Below are 18925 nucleotides of genomic sequence, written 5' to 3' on the forward strand. Positions count from 1 at the left end.
CCTTGCCAGCCGTCAGACTTATTGATGGAATTGCTCACATATAGATTCTGCGTCTGGCGAATCTCATCATAGCCGTCCAAAATAAAGACAAACTTTTCTTTCTTTAATTTCTGGATCTGAAATTCTGACAGCCCTCTTTTCTTTAATGCTTTGGCAATCAGATCGTGCTCAGGCTTGTCAATACTCGGCAGTGAAATAAACAGCGGAATCGCATCGTCTGCTTTTTGATGGTCCCATAAGTGCTTTTCTAGGAGGCGGTTGAAGGTGGTTTTGCCTGCCCCAGACTCTCCCGTCAACAAAATCACTTTTTTATCTTTTAGAAAGGCTTGAGCTTGGGGTAAGAGGCCAAAGGTTTTGCTCTCCCCATTAATACTCGCTCGGCAGCGCGGTTCAACATATAGCTTTAGGGTCTCTTGAAATGCCTCATTTTGCGTTAAGGCTAGCGAATACTGTTCTTTCAACGCGGCCCTAGGGTCGGCACGGAACACCTGCAACTGTTCATGTTCTTGCTGCACAGTGGAGGCCAATTGCTTGTGCAGCGTGGTCCGTATGTCATCGAAGATACCGTCTAAGAGCTCCGCAAATTCTAGCTTGCCAAAATTTGAATCACTCTTTAAACGGGATATAACAGTGCTGTGCCCCGTCCAAAACTTATCCAGAAACGTTTTCGCCTCATTACTGCCCGCTAACAGCCGCTCAATCACCTTAAACAGTACACCATGTGAACCTTGGTTCAGATAGACTTCCTCTCCCTTTTGTACTTGCCAATCAAAGCGCAGAGGATCTTCCATCCGCACCGTCGTCGATCTAATAAAATCCTTCAGGCAGTAGTCATAGCTATTGGGCGTTAACGAAACCGGGATAATCCCGTGCTGACCTTCGCGATACTTTGCGCGAATTTCCAAAAAAGCCATTTCCGTCAATACATGATGGAACTCCGCCCTATATTTTTCCTCTTCGGAAAATTTTTTGATTACCTCACGTAAAGCGGTAGTACCCTTTTGTTGGTTGTCTTGATGATAGGCTTCTCGATCTTTTTCATAGGCTATTTTAAGCTCATCACAAAACGCTTTATAGGACTGCCCTTTTAGATAGCTTCCTAAGACATCAGAACAACACACAATCACCTTATCCACCGGTTTAACATCCGCTCGCAACTGATGGGGCAGCAAACAGAGTTGATTGGTTAAAATGTCTTCTAGCTTGCCATCCTCGTTCAGATTTTCATCCGAATTTGCATACGCTTGCCCTATCGGCGTTTGATCCGAATAGAGCGTCACGCCTCGGATTTTTGATAAATGATTGATTAAATATTTAGACGTCGAGGCCTTCGCTTCTCCGTGCTTTGGATCTGGATTGTCGTGCGCATACACTAAAAAAAGGCTGGGTTTCTTCGACACTTCTAAGGAACTCAGCGTCAACAGCGCCTTTTTAAACAGATACTCCACCAGATCGCTTTTTTCATGAGCAGATGATGGCGGGGAAGGTATTAAGGTCAATGTGGCCGTCTGAGTCACAGTTGGCGCAATGCTCGTAAACAGCGACATGACCGGCATAGTCATAGTAGTGGCCGACTTAGTCTCATCATAGCCCCACTTTTGCGCCTTTTTATAGCTCGCCTGCGCCCTATCGGGTTGCCCTAACTGGTCCAACACCTTGCCATGCTCAAAATACACGGTGGCGATTTTATCCCGCAAGGTTTGATCTGCTAGGGTTTCAGGAGCGTGCGCCTTTTTCACGGCTTTTTTCATCTGGGATAACGAGGCTTCTGCGTCGTCGCATAATACTAACGCGATCTTGAGATCCTTAGCCTTGCTAGCAGTCTCTAAGTAAGAGCTCGCGAGATCCAGCGTTTCTTGTAGCGAGAGCACGCTCCGCGATGACGATAAGATGCTATCCAACATAGTGTTATCCTGTTATTTTCTATGGTTGGGATTGTAATACGGCACGATTGCAGGTTGTTACACCTAGCCTTGTGCGTTCAGCCCAAGGCTAGGCTGACTTCAAAGTTGGCGAATAAAGCTCCGCATTCCAGCTAGGATCATTTCCACCGAAATCGCAATTAACACCAACCCCATCAAACGCTCCAACGCGATCACGGTGCGCGGCCCCATCAGACGTTGAATCCGTTCAGCTAAAATCAACACAAAGGCACAGGCCACCATGGTGACTGTCAATGCGCCAATCCATTCAATGGTCTGTCCAGGCCCCTGAGAAGAGAGCAACATAACCGTCGCCATTGCGGAGGGCCCAGCCAGGGCGGGAATCGCCAGTGGCACAATCAACGGTTCACCCACCACCTCCAAATTCATGCGATCGTCGGCTGCCGGAAAAACCATGCGCAGCGCAATTAAAAACAAGATAATGCCGCCCGCCAATTGCAACGATATATCCGTCAAATGCATTAAACGCAAAAAGTGCTCGCCCAGCAGCAGAAAAATCAGCAACGTCATAAAAGCAATGCCAACTTCACGCAATACGACCCATCCGCGCCGCTCGGCCGCAACGTTGCGTAGCGCGTTAATAAAAATCGGAATATTACCCAGCGGATCAACAATCAAAATCAATAAAATGGTTGCTGTCAAAAAATCATATTGCACAATCTTTTCCTTTTAATCTTCAAGCGCTGCTCGAATTTTAGCGGCGACAATTTCTGCTGCCGCCAAACTATCCATGAATATCGGTTGGGCCTCTCGCCGCCCTTGATATTCACACTTGCTCTCTTTAAGACTGCGCTCGCTAATCACCAGCCGGTGCGGTACCCCGATCAGCTCCCAATCCGCAAACATGACCCCTGGACGCTCGCCGCGATCGTCTAAAATCACATCAATGCCCATCTCAAGCAAACTTGCATATAAGCGTTGTGCCGCCACCCGTACCGTTTCGCTACGCTCATAGCCAATCGGACAGATAACGATCTCAAACGGCGCCATCGCCTCCGGCCAGAGGATGCCGCGCGCATCGAAATTTTGCTCGATAGCCGCACCCAGAATGCGGGTAATGCCAATGCCATAACATCCCATTACCACAGGCTGCGCCTTCCCTGATTCATCCAGATAGGTCGCGTTCAATGCCTCTGAATAACGGGTGCCAAGCTGAAAAACGTGTCCTACCTCAATGCCTCGACAAATAGCTAGCGTCCCCTTCCCATCTGGCGCAGGGTCCCCTTCCACGACATTACGCAGGTCAGCCACCATGGGCTCCGGCAAATCACGGCCCCAATTCACCCCGGTTAAATGAAAGCCCGCGTCATTCGCCCCAACAATAAAATCGCTCATCATAGCGACCGTACGATCGGCCAATACTTTGACCGGCTTTTGCATGCCCAGCGGCCCCAAATAGCCTGGCGCTGCACCAAAGTATTCGATAATTTCCGCCTCACTCGCCAAGCGATAGCCTGTAGCGCCTGGCAGTTTGCCCAATTTCACTTCATTCAGCGTATGATCGCCACGCAATAGCAACAACCAAATGTGCGGCGCTGCAGCGCCATTTTGCTTAGCTGTGAGTGGATTAGCCTCAGCCTGCGCGGGGGCGTCGATAGCCAGCACAATCGATTTAACTGTACGCTCCAGCGGAACGCCAAGCAGCGCAGCGACACTTTCACATTTTTCTGCAGCCGGTGTAGCCACCTTAGTCAGGGTCTCTTGCGGCGCGGCGCGTTGCTCAATTAATGGCAGTGCATCAGCTGCTTCAACGTTGGCAGCGTAGTCCGACGTTGGGCAATAAGCAATGCTGTCTTCGCCGGTGTCCGCAATCACATGGAATTCATGCGAGCCTGACCCGCCTATCGAGCCATTATCAGCCGCCACCGCCCGGAACACTAAGCCAAGTCGCTTAAAAATACGTTCATAAGCTGCATACATTTTCTGGTATGAACGCTCTAAGCCGGCCTTATCCTGGTCAAACGAATACGCATCTTTCATGATAAATTCACGGCCGCGCATCACCCCAAAGCGGGGACGAATTTCATCGCGAAATTTGGTTTGGATTTGATAAAAAGTCACCGGCATTTGCCGATAACTCTTAATTTCCTTACGGGCAATATCCGTGATGACTTCTTCATGCGTAGGCCCAATCACAAAATCGCGCTGATGGCGATCTTTCAAGCGCAGCAACTCCGGCCCATATTGCGCCCAACGCCCCGATTCTTGCCATAGTTCAGCAGGCTGTACGGCAGGCATCAGCAATTCCAGCGCGTCGGCTCGGTTCATCTCCTCACGGACGATCGCTTCAATTTTACGCACCGAACGTAAAGCCAGTGGCATATAGGTATAAATACCACCCGCGATACGCCGAATCATGCCCGCGCGCAGCATAAGCTGATGACTGACAATCTCCGCATCGGCAGGCGCGTCTTTAAGTGTATGGATAAAAAAACCAGAGGCCTTCATTTAAATTTCCCAGCAGTAGGGTTAAAAACAAGCACAGTAGACTAAGATCGTGCACTGCGCCTGCGATTGTTTATAATCGCGTTATTTTAAAGGATTCAAGGGTAGTTGTATGCTGGATCGCGATGGCTTTCGTCCAAACGTCGGCATCATTCTCTTAAACGCACGCAATGACGTGTTTTGGGGCAAACGGATCCGCGAGCATTCTTGGCAATTCCCGCAAGGCGGCATCCACTATGGCGAAACTCCAATACAAGCAATGTATCGGGAGTTATATGAAGAAATTGGCCTAAAACCCGAACATGTCAAAGTCCTCGGCCGCACACGCGACTGGTTGCGTTATGAGGTGCCAGACAAATATATTAAGCGCGAAGCGCGTGGCCATTATCGTGGGCAAAAACAAATTTGGTTTTTGTTGCGCATGGTCGGGCGCGACTGCGATATTTGCTTACGCGCCACCGGACACCCAGAATTCGACGCTTGGCGCTGGCATCAGTATTGGGTACCACGCGAGGCGGTGATTGAATTTAAACGCGACGTGTATCAACTGGCGTTAGTTGAGTTAGCGCGCTTTATCCACCATTTGCCCGCACGCGCAGAGAATCGGCTAATCGATGCGACACCATCCACCCTAGTAGAAAACGGATGCCAACCCTCGCGCAGCGGAGCAGGTTAACTCAAGACAAGATTGTCGCGATGAATCAGCTCAGGCTCCAGCATATAACCCAGGATAGCTTCAATGTCGCTACTGGGTCGACGCTGAATCAGCCGCGCTTCGGCACTGCTATAATTGGTGAGTCCGCGCGCCACTTCTTGGCCCGCTGGACTTAAGCACGCAATCACTTCACCACGCGCAAACACGCCCTGTACTTTCAGAATACCGATTGGCAGCAGGCTTTTCCCCTCTTGCTTCAGCTTAGTGCATGCGCCGTCATCTACGACCACATGACCGCGCACTTGCAAATGATCCGCCATCCATTGTTTACGCGCAGCCATGCGCGGCGTGCGCGCAGTCAGTTGAGTGCCGATAGCTTCACCCGCTACTAGCCGGGTTAGCACATCGGGTTCGCGTCCACTTGCAATCACCGTGCCTGCCCCACTATGCGCGGCCCGCTTAGCAGCAAGTATTTTAGTCAGCATGCCACCCCGGCCAAGCTGCGTTCCCGCACCTCCCGCCATGATTTCAAGGGCCGGATCGCCAGCCTCTGCAACCGCAACGAAAGTCGCATTTGCGCCCTGCCGCGGGTCAGCTGTATACAAACCACGCTGATCAGTCAAAATGATCAGCGCATCCGCCTCGATGAGATTGGTGACTAAAGCGCCTAGTGTATCGTTATCGCCGAATTTAATTTCATCGGTCACGACGGTATCGTTTTCATTAATAATCGGTACCACTCCTAGCCGCAATAGGGTCAGCAGGGTCGAACGAGCATTTAAATAACGTTCACGCTCGGCCAAATCAGCATGCGTCAAAAGAATTTGCGCACTACACAACTGATGCGCGTTGAAGTGGCTTTCATACGCTTGCGCCAACCCGACTTGGCCGACTGCAGCGGCGGCCTGCAATTCGTCGATCTCACGCGGACGGCGGCTCCAACCAAGACGTTGCATCCCTGCGGCAATCGCGCCTGAACTCACCAGCACCACTTCTTTGCCAAGCCTGCGCAAATCCGCGATTTGCTCAGCCCAGCTCCGCATCACGCTATGGTCAAGTCCACGCCCGTCATTGGTAACTAGGCTTGAGCCTACCTTAACCACCAAGCGTTTGGCGGCAGCAAGCGCCGGCTGGGATGCAGGCTTAGAGAGCGCCTGCATCGTCGTCATCGATTGGCGCCCCGTCCCGAAAACGCGCATCCTGCGCTAGTTGCGCTGCTTCAGCAGCGCGGCCAGCGGGTCCATACTTGGCCAGATAATCATAAACGGCATAAGTCAGTGCTTCACATCCTTGCCCATTCAGCGCAGAAATGCCAAACACCGGCCCTTCCCAGCCAAAACGCTGCACAAATTCTGCAATCCGCGCCGCGCGCAAATCTTCTGGCAGCATATCAATTTTGTTAAGCACCAACCAACGCGGCTTAGCATAAAGCTCCGCATCGTATTTACGCAGCTCATTCACAATCGCCTGTGCTTCTGCAACCGGATCTACGCCTTCATCAAAAGGCGCTATATCCACTAAATGCAATAACACGCTAGTGCGCTGCAAATGCCGCAAAAAACGATGGCCGAGTCCAGCCCCTTCAGCGGCGCCCTCAATCAGGCCTGGAATATCCGCAATCACAAAACTTTTACTAGGACCAACCCGCACCACGCCTAAATTAGGTGCAAGCGTGGTAAATGGATAGTCGGCTATTTTTGGGCGAGCATTGGAAACTGACGCGATAAAAGTCGATTTACCCGCATTCGGCATACCTAATAGGCCGACATCCGCCAAGACTTTCAATTCCAAGCGAAGCAGGCGATATTCGCCCTCTTTGCCTTCGGTCTTTTGGCGCGGCGCGCGATTCGTGCTTGATTTAAAATGAAGGTTACCTAACCCGCCACTCCCGCCTTGAGCAAGCGTGACGCGCTGTTCATGCTCAGTCAGATCAGCAATGGTTTCGCCGGTGTTAAGATCCGTAATGATCGTACCCACAGGCATGCGCAGCGTAATATCTTCGCCGCTTTTTCCATAACAATCCGCGCCACGCCCGTTCTGGCCTCTGCCCCCCTGATGCTTTTTAGCATAGCGGTAATCAATCAAAGTATTAATGTTACGGTCGGCAATAGCATAGATACTGCCGCCTCGCCCACCATCCCCCCCATCCGGCCCGCCAAATGGGATGAATTTCTCGCGCCGCATCGATGCGCTGCCGTTACCACCATCGCCACCGAAGGCTTCTATCTTTACTTCATCAATGAATTTCATTGCTTTTATTCAATCCGCTTTAATTACCCATGCACCTAAAAAAATAGGTTACCAATCCATTGTAGTTCTAAAATTGACCATAGTTTGCATCATTTGGCCCGCCTACGCCTCGCGGGGCGACTCGCTACAGTACAACCCGCCACGGATTATGTTGACTGCATTAATGCAAAAGGCCCCACCTACTGGCGGAGCCTTTTGCATTGAGCCGGAAAAACCGGATGATAACGTGATCTGCGTTAAGCAGCTACGGCAACCACGTTGACCATCTTTTTGCTCGCTTTACCTTTAATCGTGAAGCGTACGTGACCATCAGTCAACGCAAACAGCGTGTGATCTTTACCAATGCCAACATTCTCGCCTGGATGCATACGCGTTCCGCGCTGGCGCACAATAATGCCGCCTGCATTGATTGCTTGGCCGCCATATACCTTAACGCCAAGCCGTTTTGACTCTGAGTCGCGGCCATTACGTGATGACCCGCCTGCTTTTTTGTGTGCCATGAGTAACTCCTTAGACCGCTTTAACCGTTAATTGCGTCAATGCGCACTTCGGTATAGTTCTGCCGATGGCCAGCATGCCTTTGATAGTGCTTGCGACGGCGCATTTTGAAGATGGTAACCTTCTGATGCCGCCCTTGGGCAACCACGGTAGCCTTGACGCTAGCTCCACTCACCAGTGGCGCGCCGAATCGGATTGATTCGCCTTCGCCAATTGCTAATACCTGGTCGAGAGTCACTTCTGCGCCAATGTCTGCCGGTATCTGTTCTATTTTCAATTTTTCACCGGCCGCAACTTTATATTGCTTGCCACCGGTTTTTATGACCGCGTACATTGTTGTACCTCATGAATAAATTAAACGTTTAGTTTCTTCGCCTTTCTTGAACGCGAAAAACGCGCTATTGTAACGTGATCTGAAAAAGGAGTCAAAAAGACAAATTAGGACGGACGGTCAAACACATCCGGCCATGCCGGCTTTATCTTTTATAAAAAACCTTAGGCGCATCTACCACAACTCTATTTAGCAACTGAATCACTCAATGATAAAATACCCGCCACAAAGAATTATCATATCCGTCGGCTAGATAAAATCTAGTCTACCCCTATTGATACAAATGGAGTCCCGGGTGGCTTTAAAACATATTTTTCACCGCATCTTAGCGGCCTTGCTAATCAGTAGCGGCGGGTTATTCAATAGCGCGCACGCTGAAATTCCAACGCCACAAGCCCCAGATACAATTGCTGCGCGCGTACAAGCCTGCGCCATCTGTCATGGTAATCAAGGGGAAGGCACCGACAACGACTACTTTCCTCGTTTAGCCGGCAAACCAGCCGATTACCTATACAATCAGTTGAAGCATTTTCGTGAGGGACGGCGTAAATATGCGCCGATGAATTACCTCGTGACGTATCTTTCTGATGATTATTTACGCGAAATCGCAGTGTATTACGCCAATCTGCGGCCGCCTTATCCAACGCCTGAGCCTTCTAAGATATCGCAGTCAATGCTTGCGCAAGGCAAAAAAATTGCGTTAGAGGGCGACCGGGCTAAAAACGTACCCGCTTGCATTGCCTGCCATGGTGCAAAACTGACTGGGGCGGAGCCCGCCATTCCAGGTTTAGTGGGCTTACACGCTGATTACATCAGCGCGCAGCTTGGCGCATGGCGCTCAGGGGTACGCCATGCGGCTGCGCCCGATTGCATGCATACGGTTGCCATCCAGCTCTCTGACGCCGATATTCGCGCGGTCTCTACCTGGCTTGCGATGCAGCCAGCGCCGCCCGACGCCACTCCCGCTCCAGCAGGCTCGCTCAAACTGCCGCTCACTTGCGGCAGCCAGCCTCACTGAGTTAAAAGCGCCATTTCAGAAAATCAAGGAACTCAGCATGCAACGCAAGACCTTATTTGGATTGTTAGCCGGCGCAGTCGCAGCGCTCATATTCGTTACAGCGATTGTGCTGCTTCCCATATTCTGGCAAAACAGTAAACCGGCAGTTAGTCACAACGCACCTACGATAATAACGCCCGAGAAGCAGGCGGAAGTGATCGAGCGCGGCCATTATCTGGCGCGCGCAGGAGATTGCATCGCTTGCCATACGGTACGCGGCGGCCAACAGTTTGCCGGCGGCCTCCCTATGCCTACGCCATTTGGCACTCTGTATACGCCCAATATCTCCCCGGATAATGAAACTGGGATCGGCACTTGGAGTTCAGACGATTTTTATCGCGCTATGCACAACGGGCGCTCCAAAGACGGCAGCTTGCTCTATCCCGCCTTTCCGTTTACCAGCTATACTAAGGTGACCCGCGACGATTCCGACGCAATCTACGTATATCTCCGTTCAGTGCCAGCAATTAAGCAACCGAACCGGCCTAATGAAATGCGCTTTCCGTTCAATAATCGCAGCCTCCTAATCGGGTGGCGCACGCTTTTTTTCTCTGAAGGCGACTTTAAACCCGATCCAAAGCAATCCGTTGAGTGGAATCGCGGTGCGTATCTGGTTGAAGGCTTAGGTCATTGCGCAATGTGCCATACCAGCATTAATGCGCTGGGCGGTTCCGACCAAAGCGCAGCCTTTGGCGGAGGGTTAATTCCGCTGCAGAATTGGTATGCGCCTTCATTAACCTCAAACAAAGAAACTGGACTGGGCGATTGGAATCTCCAGCATATTGACGATCTGTTAAAAACCGGCGTCTCGCAACGCGGCGCGGTTTTTGGGCCAATGGCTGAGGTCGTGCATAATAGCTTGCAATATCTCTCTGATGCAGATATCCGCGCGATGTCGGTGTATTTAAAATCATTGCCACAAAAGGGCGAGCCGCCTGAACCTGTGCAGCTAGTTACCTCAGCGGCATTTGGCGCAAAGCTTTTTGCCCAAGGCGAAAAAATCTATGTCCAACAGTGCGCAAGCTGCCATGAAGCAGACGGGCGCGGGCAACCCCCAGCCTATCCACCGCTAGCGAGCAATCAGTCGATTCAAATGCACTCAGCGGTTAACCCCATTCGGATGGTGCTCAATGGCGGCTACCCGCCCTCCACCACCAATAATCCGCGCCCATACGGAATGCCGCCCTTTGCTCAGCATCTGTCTGACGCGGAAGTCGCGGCGGTGGTCACCTATATCCGCATGGCATGGAACAACCACGGTACGCCAGTATCGCCGCAACAGGTCAATGACTTGCGCTCGGCGCCACTCTAACCACCTGCTTAGCGAAAAAATAGGTGTTGCGTGAGCTTGGTCAACGGATAATGCACGCTTGGCAGAATACGCGCCGGCAGATCAAGCGGCTTAAGCAGCATCTTCAGGCACATATCCGCTGATAGGTGACGGCGAACTAGTTTATTCACGCGCGCATTCATTTGCCGCGCATAAGCTAAGTCGCCCGCCTGCTGTGGATAACGGATCGCCAGTACATGGCGCAACGCAATTTCCGTATCATCATTACGAATTTCTAAGAGCCGCCGCACCAGTGCGCGCAGTACAGTCCAGCGGCTATTTCGCTCAGTTTCATTATATTTCTTAAAATATTTGAAAAAGTATTTATAGTGCCGCACTTCATCTGTGCGGATATTATGGGTGATTTTTTTGAGTACCGGTTCATTTGAGCACTCATTGATCGCTCGATACAACGTAGCCGTGCCCGTTTCAACCACACAACGCGCCACCATCTCAAGGGCATGCGTTTTCTCGAATTCGTCTACGGTGCACAATTTGGAATATTCAGCAAAGAAATTCGCAAATGCACGATCCCAGTCAAACTGCGGCCAAACATGGTGAATATACGCTTTAAGCGCGCGACCGTGCTGCAATTCTTCATGCTCCCAGTGCTTCCTAAGCCACTCGGACACCTCCGCATCCTCACCGAAGTAATCGACTAAATTTTTAGTATATAAATCAGAGCCACTTTCGATAAACGATGACGCGCACAACAAGAGCATCAACTCTTCGCTGGCCCGCACCGCAGTATAATTAATTTGGCTAAAGTCGATATCCTCAACGCGCCATGGCAGCGTCACCCGATCAATTTCATCCGCTTGTATTTTCTGACTCTCCAAAATCCGACTCCTCTACATTAAACCAATAGGCAGTTATAATACGCGCTTTGTGCAAATATGCCCTGGTGCGGCTGCGTTATCAATATCTAGTTTAGTTCATGTATAAAAAATGCAGTTAAGCGCCAGCTCTAACCGCCCCCAGTTTTTACCTCTGAGAACGGCGCTTTTTTATGACCAAGAAAGTCTATATTAAAACTTTCGGCTGTCAGATGAATGAATATGATTCTGACAAAATGGCCGATGTACTGACAAACGCAACTGACCTTTTCGAGCAAGAATTGGTTAAAACGACCTCGGCCGAAGAAGCTGATATTATTTTATTTAATACGTGTTCGGTACGCGAGAAAGCGCAAGAGAAGGTTTTCTCAGACTTAGGTCGCGCACGCATTCTAAAAGAGGCCAAACCGGATCTTATTATTGGTGTCGGCGGCTGCGTGGCAAGCCAAGAAGGTAAAGCGATTGTGGCCCGCGCACCTTATGTCGATCTGGTCTTTGGACCACAGACGTTACATCGACTCCCCAATATGATCGAACAACGCCGCCGCACGGGCCGCGCTCAGGTCGATATTTCATTTCCAGAAATCGAAAAATTCGACCATCTGCCACCGGCTCAGGTCAACGGCCCGAGCGCTTTCGTGTCGATTATGGAAGGATGCAGCAAATATTGTAGCTACTGTGTCGTACCCTATACCCGCGGCGATGAAGTCTCGCGGCCATTGCCTGATGTCTTAACTGAAATCGCCGGCCTGGCTGACCAAGGCGTGCGCGAGGTCACGCTGCTAGGCCAAAATGTGAATGCTTATCGGGGGCTTTGGCACAATCCGCTAGGTGAGCCTAAAGTAGCTTCCGCGGCAGAAACAGAACCCTTTGAAGCCGCAGATTTTGCTACTTTAATTGAATATGTTGCCGAGATTCCCGGGATTGAACGTATCCGCTTTACGACGTCCCACCCCAAAGAATTTAGCCAACGCTTAATTGATGCGTACGCCAGCACGCCTAAGCTGGTCGATCATTTGCATTTACCTGTGCAACATGGCTCTGACCGCATCCTGGCCGCCATGAAGCGCGGCTATACCGTACTTGAATATAAATCCATTGTGCGCCGCTTACGCGCGATTCGCCCCAATCTTTCACTTTCGACGGATTTTATCGTCGGCTTTCCAGGCGAAACCGAGGCGGATTTTAAACAACTGATGGCGTTGGTTGACGAAATCGGCTACGACACGAGTTTTTCATTTATTTATAGTCCCCGTCCTGGCACTCCGGCCGCCAATTTAGCGGATGATACGCCCCATGAAATTAAGTTGGCGCGCTTGCAACGCTTACAAGCGGCGATTGAAGCCAATGCGCAAAAAATCAGCGCCGCCATGGTCGGCACTACCCAAGCCATATTAGTGGAAGGACCCTCGCGCAAAAATCCGGCTGAGCTTTGCGGGCGCACAGAAAATAACCGCGTCGTCAACTTTCCAGCGCCCTTTCACACGCATCAACGTCTGATTGGGCAAAGCCTTGAATTAGTCATCGAAGATGCTTATACGAACTCTCTACGCGGCAAACTCGTGACATCATGAAACGAGCCCATCGCCTGCAACTTACCGTACAATTCGTTGCCAGCAACAGCGCATCGCATCAAGCGTTACTGCCACGCGCTACGCTCATACACTGGATTAAGACCGCGCTTTTTGCCGATGCTATTCTGACGTTACGCTTTGTAGACGAAGAAGAAGGCAGAATGCTGAATCGCACTTGGCGCAACAAAGATTATGCAACCAATGTTTTGACTTTTAATTATGCAGAAAACCTGGGTGACCCTGTCACTGCCGACTTAGCGCTATGCTGCCCAGTCATTGAGCAGGAAGCCAGCGCACACAAAAAACCGCTGGCGGCGCATTACGCTCACCTGATTGTGCACGGAGTTTTACATGCGCAAGGTTATCAACATGACGCTGACGAGGAAGCATTGATTATGGAAACCTTGGAAACCGAACTGCTGGCCAAACTTGGCTTTGATAACCCATATTGCTAATAAATACTGCAAATGATGAACCAACCAAGTAATGCGCCTGCTACGCCAGCTTACCCATCACTGCTGGGCGAAGTCTGCCCTCTCACCAGTGAAGAACTGGAGCATTCGCTACACACTTCGCTGCAACACTGGGATCGAACCTCCGACCTCTGGCTTTTCGCCTATGGCTCGCTGATCTGGAAGCCTGATTTGCCCGCTGCCGAAGCATGCAACGCCCGTGTCTATGGCTATCATCGCGGGCTATATTTGTGGTCTTGCCTCACCCGCGGCACGCCGCAGATCCCGGGCCTCGTGCTCGCGCTTGACCGGGGCGGCTCATGCGCTGGCCAGGCTCTTAGAATCGCCACCGATGGCGCCATGACTTATTTAGAAAAACTGTGGCAACGTGAAATGGCGATGGGTTCCTACCGTCCCGTTTGGCTCACCTGCCAACTCCACGATGGCCGCCGTGTGCGCGCCCTCACCTTTGCGATGCACCGCGATAAACCTACGTACGCTGGACGCCTGCCAGATCATATTGTACGCACCGCTTTTGAACGCGCTCAAGGCCGCTGCGGCACAACGCTTGATTACGTAGCGCGCACAGTGGAAGCGCTACGCGCGAGCGGCATCCCTGACCGGACGTTGGAAGCACTGCTCAAGCGTTGTCAATGTAAAAAAGCGGAGGAGTAGTGTATCCTTTTAGCTTTTATTTTTACGATTTTTACTTTTACGCGTAGCCTATAACTGCAACGCATCCCTATGAACGATGTCTCCCCCAGTCGCAAATTCGCCAGCAAACCTCGCTCATTGCTTGAGCGTCTAACGGATCTTATTTCTCCTGGACCTGATTCGCGTAGCGAACTACTCGAAGTCCTCCAAGATGCACATAACCGCAATCTAATCGATGCAGATTCGCTGTCAATGATCGAAGGGGTCTTTCAAGTAACCGATTTATGCGCGCGCGACATTATGGTGCCACGTGCGCAAATAGATGCGATCAATATTGCGCATAGTCCAGAAACCTTTATTCCCTTCGTTCTTGAAAAAGAGCATTCGCGCTATCCGGTCTATGAAAGTAACCGGGATCATGTGATCGGCATTCTACTGGCGAAGGATCTACTACGCTTTTATGCCGAAGAGGATTTTGATGTGCGCGGGATGCTGCGCCCGGCGGTTTTTATTCCTGAATCGAAGCCTCTGAATGTGCTACTGCGCGATTTCCGAGTAAACCGCAATCATATTGCCATGGTGGTTGACGAATATGGCGGTATCGCCGGCTTAATTACGATCGAGGATGTGCTTGAACAGATCGTTGGAGATATTGAAGATGAATACGATTTCGAGGAAGAAGAAGATAATATCATTGGCTCACCAGATGGCCGCTGCCGGGTCCGCGCTCTGACTGAAATTGTGCAATTCAATAAATTCTTTGGCACGCAATATAGTGATGAAGAAGTCGATACGATTGGCGGCTTAATTACCCATCGCTTTGCCCGTGTGCCGCATCGTGGCGAAACAGTGCGCATCGATAACCTGATCTTTGAAGTTTTGCGTAGCGACGCGCGCCAGGTGCATATGCTGCTTGTGCGCCGTACGCCGCAGACAGCCCCATCCGAGACTGAACGCCATTAAGCCCCCTATGGCTGGCAGTTGCCGCGCTTTAATTCTAACGCGGCTAGCTCAACCACGCGCTACGCCAGATTGGCGAGAGCCCTGGCCCCTATTTCTCGCGCTATTAGCTGGGCTGGCTCATACCTTATCATTCGCGCCTACCCCATATGGTGGTTGGCTTGAAATCGTCACTTTGACCTGTTTTTTTGCACTGCTTGCCAATCGGCGCACACTGTGCGCCACTTTAGCCAGTGCCGGCGCATTCGGCTTTAGCCATTTTGTGAGCGGCGTATTTTGGCTCTATATCAGTATGCACGTGTATGGCGGCATGCCCGCTATAATCGCGCTCTCAGCTCTGATTTTATTCGCTTTGTATCTAGCCGCCTGGCCGATCTTGGCGGCGGCTCTATGGTATTTTTGCGGTGCTGCGCGCTCAGATGTAGCGACCACTCCCCCCCTCATTCCCTGGCGCAGTAGCCTAGCGTTTGCCAGCGCATGGGCTCTCAGTGAATGGTTGCGCGGCGTGGTGCTTACTGGCTTCCCATGGCTAGCCAGCGGTTATGCACAAGTTGCAGGTCCGTTCGCGGGTTATGCTGCAGTCATTGGCGTCTATGGGGTAGGTTGGCTGCTGGCTTTTAACGCTGCACTTATCGGACAAACGTTTATGGCTGCATCTAGGCGGTGCAAATGGGCTCTGCTAGCGCCTTTGATCATGCTTGTCACGTGTATCACTGGAGGTATTGCCACGACCCAAATTACTTGGACAAAGCCGGCCCCTCACGCGCCTCTTACCGTGCGTCTTTTGCAAGGGAATGTACAGCAAGAAATCAAATTTGAGCAGCAAGGCATTGATATGGCTATTGCGCTCTATCAAGAACTTATCACCGCCCAACCGGCTGACTTAATCATCACGCCCGAAACTGGAATCCCTGTTCTAGAGGAAGATATACCCGAATCTTTTGCCAACACGATACGAGATTTTGCTGACAAAACCGGTTCTGCAATCATTTTCGGTTCAGTCGGCGCAACTCTCACGCCCACGGGTCCGGTTGATTTAACCAATAGTCTGCTTGGGGTCACCCCACGTTCACCCATTCTTTACCGCTACAACAAACACCACCTCGTACCATTTGGCGAATTCATTCCGTGGGGCTTTCACTGGTTTGTTGAACTGATGAAGATCCCACTAGGCGATTTCGCGCGTGGAGCGGCAATTCAGCAGCCTTTTTTCGTTGGTGCACAGCCGTTGGCGCTCAATATTTGTTATGAAGATATTTTCGGCGAGGAAATTGCCCGTACTTTACGTCGAACTCCAATACCAGCGGGCATCCTCGTCAATGCAACCAACCTCGCCTGGTTTGGCGACACCATTGCGCTTGACCAACACTTACAAATTGCACAAATGCGCGCACTTGAAACCGGCCGCCCAGTGCTACGCGCAACCAATACCGGAGCCACCGCAATCATTGGCCCTGACGGCCGGGTTGAAAAAAAATTAGCAACTTTCAGCGTTGGTTCACTTGAGGCGCGTGTGCAGGGCAGAGTCGGAGCCACACCCTATATTACTTATGGGAATATGCCCGTATTGATTGTTTCGCTTGCGCTACTCGCGCTTTTTGCCGCACAACGCATCAAGGTGCCGTATATTCGCTGATATGGTGCTTTAATTTTAAAAAACCTCATCAAGTGTTTGCGCCATAAAAATCCGTTCGCCCCATTGACGCAAAGTATCTACATCGGCTTCATTCAATTTCTGCAGATAAGGTTCGGCTAAGTTTTTAAACTTACACTGTAGTTGGGCTATCAACAAATTACTCAATATCTGCCTGTTTTCTTGTCGACCTTTTTCAAGTCCTTCTTTAACCCCTTGCTCCATACCAATACGCTCAGCACTCGTAATATATTCATATTCCATTTCAGACTCCTTCTCAAATTGTTTAATTGAACTATTATAGATAATTTCAAACTCTTTGGGCAAGGTTAAGACGGCATCAATAAACCGATAAAGGTTGAGTATGCTTTCGCGCGCCATGCCTTTTTCGTAAAGAAAGCGCGTTAACCGATATTTATGCCGGTAACGCGCGTTCGGGTCAGTCCGCGTTTGCAACGCAGCAAGGTGCGCTGCAACCATCATGCCAAAAGGATTTGCCTGCGCTAACAACCCTTTTTCTTGACCGCGATAATCGAGTAGCTTGCTCGTCAGAAACTGAAAGCGGTTCACTTGATAGCCGCATGCTTGGATCGAAAAATCCTGAGGTCGCCAGCCAGTGCGATCATCAGCCAAAATCACCAGCGTCAATGCCCACTGACCATAACGTTCATGCAGACGATAAAAGTATTCAAATAATCTTTGCGCAAAGCCTGTTACATAATTGCCTTGCACTTCAATATGCAGCAGCAAATAACACTCCACGCCATTTTTTAAACGTACTTTGATCAGTTTATCGACCAGCCGTTTGCCGATTTGGCTCTTTTCAGTGAAGCGTTGTAATTCTTGGTCGAGCATTTCGTATTTCGCTTCCCAAGCAATTTTTTGCGCCAGTTCTTGGTAGAAAAACTGCATAAATTCTGGGAAATACGCATTCAGTGCGTTCTTCCACGCCGCATCTGCGTGAAAGGGTGGATTAGCTAATTGTGCAGCCATGACAATCCTTTAAATTGAAATCCATCTATTTAAAATCGATCCGGCTCACTGCTGTTGCGCCCTTGACCGTTTTAAAAACGCGTGAAACAACTCTGCATACGGCACCCGACACTGGCTTATTTTTAACTCTCTCAGCAATTTCACCGATGTCGTTTACTCTAGCCAGTTTGGCTTAGATTGCATATCTATCAAAAGACATAGCATCAAATTCTTTGACCTGCTGCATTTGAGTTAAGCAAAAATCGCCAAGCCAAACAATAAACGTTAAAATCTAGCGTTTTAGCTTACCTGCGGTAGAGTCCGCTTAACGTGGTGAGTTTTGCGCTTTTCTAGGCCCTTGCCGATATACGAACGTCCGGATTTTTAAATGCTTACTTTTCAGCACATCATCATGACTTTGCAAGCATATTGGGATGCACAAGGCTGCGCCTTGTTGCAGCCCTACGATATGGAAGTAGGCGCGGGCACCTCGCACACGGCTACTTTTTTGCGCGCCATCGGCCCCGAACCTTGGCGCGCAGCTTATGTCCAGCCATCACGCCGCCCTAAAGATGGCCGCTATGGTGAAAATCCAAACCGCTTACAACATTACTATCAGTATCAAGTGGTGTTAAAACCCGCGCCGGAAAATATTATTGACTTATACCTTGGCTCGCTTAAAGCGCTTGGCCTTGACCTCACCCAAAATGATGTGCGCTTTGTGGAAGACGATTGGGAGAATCCAACTTTAGGCGCCTGGGGCTTAGGCTGGGAAGTTTGGCTCAATGGCATGGAAGTCACGCAATTTACTTATTTCCAGCAAGTAGGCGGTCTCGATTGTAAACCTGTGTTAGGAGAAATCACTTACGGCATCGAACGGCTCGCGATGTATCTGCAACAAGTCGAAAATGTCTACGATCTGGTTTGGACTGAAGCGCCACCTGCTAGCGCTGACCCCAACGGAGTTCAAAATAAACCCCATACGCTGACCTACGGCGATGTCTTTCACCAAAATGAAGTGGAGCAGTCCACTTACAATTTTGAACATTCGAATGTTGAACTGCTATTTAGCTTTTTTAGCCATTATGAGACGGAAGCAAAACGCCTGATTCAACTCCAATTAGCGCTACCCGCGTATGAAATGATTATGAAGGCGGCTCACACATTTAATTTACTTGATGCACGCGGTGCAATTTCAGTGACTGAGCGAGCCGCCTATATTGGCCGCATCCGAACCTTGTCTCGACAAATTGCGCAAGCCTATTATGATTCTCGTGAGAAACTGGGCTTCCCGATGCTCACGCGCACTCCCATTTCAACCTCGGCCTAAGTGGG

At 50.4% G+C, this 18925-nt stretch carries 17 protein-coding genes; 9 read left to right on the forward strand and 8 right to left on the reverse strand.

Annotated features, from left to right (window positions below):
- Positions 1-2003: 2003 nt before the first annotated feature.
- Both MCB1EB_RS09790 and MCB1EB_RS09795 read right to left on the reverse strand, forming a co-directional pair.
- Positions 2004-2600 (reverse strand): MarC family protein, encoded by a 597-nt coding sequence (locus tag MCB1EB_RS09790; protein ID WP_045364730.1) that lies wholly within the window; start codon positions 2598-2600, stop codon positions 2004-2006.
- Between the two features lie 12 nt (positions 2601-2612).
- The gene (locus MCB1EB_RS09795; protein WP_045364728.1) at positions 2613-4391 is read right to left on the reverse strand and encodes a proline--tRNA ligase; all 1779 of its coding nucleotides are present in this window, start codon (positions 4389-4391) and stop codon (positions 2613-2615) included.
- Between the two features lie 109 nt (positions 4392-4500).
- Between MCB1EB_RS09795 and MCB1EB_RS09800 the strand changes: the two genes are divergently transcribed.
- Positions 4501-5064: an RNA pyrophosphohydrolase gene (locus tag MCB1EB_RS09800; RefSeq protein WP_081953557.1), complete on the forward strand. Its 564-nt coding sequence runs from the start codon at positions 4501-4503 to the stop codon at positions 5062-5064.
- Here the strand turns inward: MCB1EB_RS09800 and proB are convergent.
- The 4 genes from proB to rplU form a co-directional block, all read right to left on the reverse strand.
- The gene (gene proB / locus MCB1EB_RS09805; RefSeq protein ID WP_045364727.1) at positions 5061-6203 is read right to left on the reverse strand and encodes a glutamate 5-kinase; all 1143 of its coding nucleotides are present in this window, start codon (positions 6201-6203) and stop codon (positions 5061-5063) included. The genes MCB1EB_RS09800 and proB overlap by 4 nt on opposite strands.
- On the reverse strand, positions 6187-7293 hold the full coding sequence (gene obgE, locus MCB1EB_RS09810) for a GTPase ObgE (RefSeq protein ID WP_045364724.1): 1107 nt from the start codon (positions 7291-7293) through the stop codon (positions 6187-6189). Before obgE ends, proB begins: the two co-directional genes overlap by 17 nt.
- 236 nt (positions 7294-7529) lie before the next feature.
- Positions 7530-7793 (reverse strand): 50S ribosomal protein L27, encoded by a 264-nt coding sequence (gene rpmA / locus MCB1EB_RS09815; RefSeq protein WP_026921388.1) that lies wholly within the window; start codon positions 7791-7793, stop codon positions 7530-7532.
- Positions 7794-7813: 20 nt separating this feature from the next.
- Entirely contained in the window at positions 7814-8125 is a 312-nt protein-coding gene (gene rplU, locus MCB1EB_RS09820; RefSeq protein WP_026921389.1) for a 50S ribosomal protein L21, read from the reverse strand.
- A gap of 280 nt (positions 8126-8405) precedes the next feature.
- Between rplU and MCB1EB_RS09825 the strand changes: the two genes are divergently transcribed.
- Together MCB1EB_RS09825 and MCB1EB_RS09830 are read left to right on the forward strand one after the other, a co-directional pair.
- Positions 8406-9140, forward strand: coding sequence for a c-type cytochrome (locus MCB1EB_RS09825; RefSeq protein WP_026921390.1), 735 nt, complete (start codon positions 8406-8408; stop codon positions 9138-9140).
- A 37-nt stretch (positions 9141-9177) separates the two neighbouring features.
- Complete coding sequence (locus tag MCB1EB_RS09830) at positions 9178-10491, forward strand: c-type cytochrome (protein WP_045364721.1); 1314 nt, start codon at positions 9178-9180, stop codon at positions 10489-10491.
- A gap of 8 nt (positions 10492-10499) precedes the next feature.
- Here MCB1EB_RS09830 and MCB1EB_RS09835 read toward each other — a convergent pair whose 3' ends face one another.
- Positions 10500-11333, reverse strand: a complete 834-nt coding sequence (locus MCB1EB_RS09835; protein WP_081953604.1) for a ferritin-like domain-containing protein — start codon at positions 11331-11333, stop codon at positions 10500-10502.
- A 185-nt stretch (positions 11334-11518) separates the two neighbouring features.
- On the opposite strand from MCB1EB_RS09835, the gene miaB reads away from it, so the two are divergent.
- From miaB to lnt, 5 genes are all read left to right on the forward strand, one after another.
- A complete protein-coding gene (gene miaB, locus MCB1EB_RS09840; protein WP_045364718.1) occupies positions 11519-12919 on the forward strand; it encodes a tRNA (N6-isopentenyl adenosine(37)-C2)-methylthiotransferase MiaB in 1401 nt (466 codons plus the stop codon).
- Entirely contained in the window at positions 12916-13374 is a 459-nt protein-coding gene (gene ybeY, locus MCB1EB_RS09845) for an rRNA maturation RNase YbeY (protein WP_045364715.1), read from the forward strand. Before miaB ends, ybeY begins: the two co-directional genes overlap by 4 nt.
- A gap of 15 nt (positions 13375-13389) precedes the next feature.
- Positions 13390-14046 (forward strand): gamma-glutamylcyclotransferase, encoded by a 657-nt coding sequence (locus MCB1EB_RS09850; protein WP_045364713.1) that lies wholly within the window; start codon positions 13390-13392, stop codon positions 14044-14046.
- A gap of 69 nt (positions 14047-14115) precedes the next feature.
- On the forward strand, positions 14116-14988 hold the full coding sequence (locus tag MCB1EB_RS09855) for a CorC family transporter (RefSeq protein WP_045364711.1): 873 nt from the start codon (positions 14116-14118) through the stop codon (positions 14986-14988).
- Between the two features lie 7 nt (positions 14989-14995).
- The gene (lnt, locus tag MCB1EB_RS09860; RefSeq protein WP_045364709.1) at positions 14996-16621 is read left to right on the forward strand and encodes an apolipoprotein N-acyltransferase; all 1626 of its coding nucleotides are present in this window, start codon (positions 14996-14998) and stop codon (positions 16619-16621) included.
- Between the two features lie 15 nt (positions 16622-16636).
- Here lnt and MCB1EB_RS09865 read toward each other — a convergent pair whose 3' ends face one another.
- Entirely contained in the window at positions 16637-17611 is a 975-nt protein-coding gene (locus MCB1EB_RS09865) for an RpnC/YadD family protein (RefSeq protein WP_126354018.1), read from the reverse strand.
- Between the two features lie 367 nt (positions 17612-17978).
- Between MCB1EB_RS09865 and glyQ the strand changes: the two genes are divergently transcribed.
- Positions 17979-18920, forward strand: a complete 942-nt coding sequence (glyQ, locus tag MCB1EB_RS09870) for a glycine--tRNA ligase subunit alpha (protein ID WP_045364706.1) — start codon at positions 17979-17981, stop codon at positions 18918-18920.
- The last annotated feature ends 5 nt before the right edge of the window (positions 18921-18925 follow it).

Source organism: Mycoavidus cysteinexigens (assembly GCF_003966915.1).
Taxonomy (GTDB): domain Bacteria; phylum Pseudomonadota; class Gammaproteobacteria; order Burkholderiales; family Burkholderiaceae; genus Mycoavidus; species Mycoavidus cysteinexigens.

What these genes read in the sequence shown, in the direction of transcription:
- MCB1EB_RS09795 (WP_045364728.1), bottom strand. Translation starts at nt 4,391, where the DNA reads ATGAAGGCCTCTGGTTTTTTTATCCATACACTTAAAGACGCGCCTGCC.
- MCB1EB_RS09800 (WP_081953557.1), top strand. Translation starts at nt 4,501, where the DNA reads ATGCTGGATCGCGATGGCTTTCGTCCAAACGTCGGCATCATTCTCTTA.
- proB (WP_045364727.1), bottom strand. Translation starts at nt 6,203, where the DNA reads ATGCAGGCGCTCTCTAAGCCTGCATCCCAGCCGGCGCTTGCTGCCGCC.
- obgE (WP_045364724.1), bottom strand. Translation starts at nt 7,293, where the DNA reads ATGAAATTCATTGATGAAGTAAAGATAGAAGCCTTCGGTGGCGATGGT.
- rpmA (WP_026921388.1), bottom strand. Translation starts at nt 7,793, where the DNA reads ATGGCACACAAAAAAGCAGGCGGGTCATCACGTAATGGCCGCGACTCA.
- rplU (WP_026921389.1), bottom strand. Translation starts at nt 8,125, where the DNA reads ATGTACGCGGTCATAAAAACCGGTGGCAAGCAATATAAAGTTGCGGCC.
- MCB1EB_RS09825 (WP_026921390.1), top strand. Translation starts at nt 8,406, where the DNA reads ATGGAGTCCCGGGTGGCTTTAAAACATATTTTTCACCGCATCTTAGCG.
- MCB1EB_RS09830 (WP_045364721.1), top strand. Translation starts at nt 9,178, where the DNA reads ATGCAACGCAAGACCTTATTTGGATTGTTAGCCGGCGCAGTCGCAGCG.
- miaB (WP_045364718.1), top strand. Translation starts at nt 11,519, where the DNA reads ATGACCAAGAAAGTCTATATTAAAACTTTCGGCTGTCAGATGAATGAA.
- ybeY (WP_045364715.1), top strand. Translation starts at nt 12,916, where the DNA reads ATGAAACGAGCCCATCGCCTGCAACTTACCGTACAATTCGTTGCCAGC.
- MCB1EB_RS09850 (WP_045364713.1), top strand. Translation starts at nt 13,390, where the DNA reads ATGAACCAACCAAGTAATGCGCCTGCTACGCCAGCTTACCCATCACTG.
- MCB1EB_RS09855 (WP_045364711.1), top strand. Translation starts at nt 14,116, where the DNA reads ATGAACGATGTCTCCCCCAGTCGCAAATTCGCCAGCAAACCTCGCTCA.
- lnt (WP_045364709.1), top strand. Translation starts at nt 14,996, where the DNA reads ATGGCTGGCAGTTGCCGCGCTTTAATTCTAACGCGGCTAGCTCAACCA.
- MCB1EB_RS09865 (WP_126354018.1), bottom strand. Translation starts at nt 17,611, where the DNA reads ATGGCTGCACAATTAGCTAATCCACCCTTTCACGCAGATGCGGCGTGG.
- glyQ (WP_045364706.1), top strand. Translation starts at nt 17,979, where the DNA reads ATGCTTACTTTTCAGCACATCATCATGACTTTGCAAGCATATTGGGAT.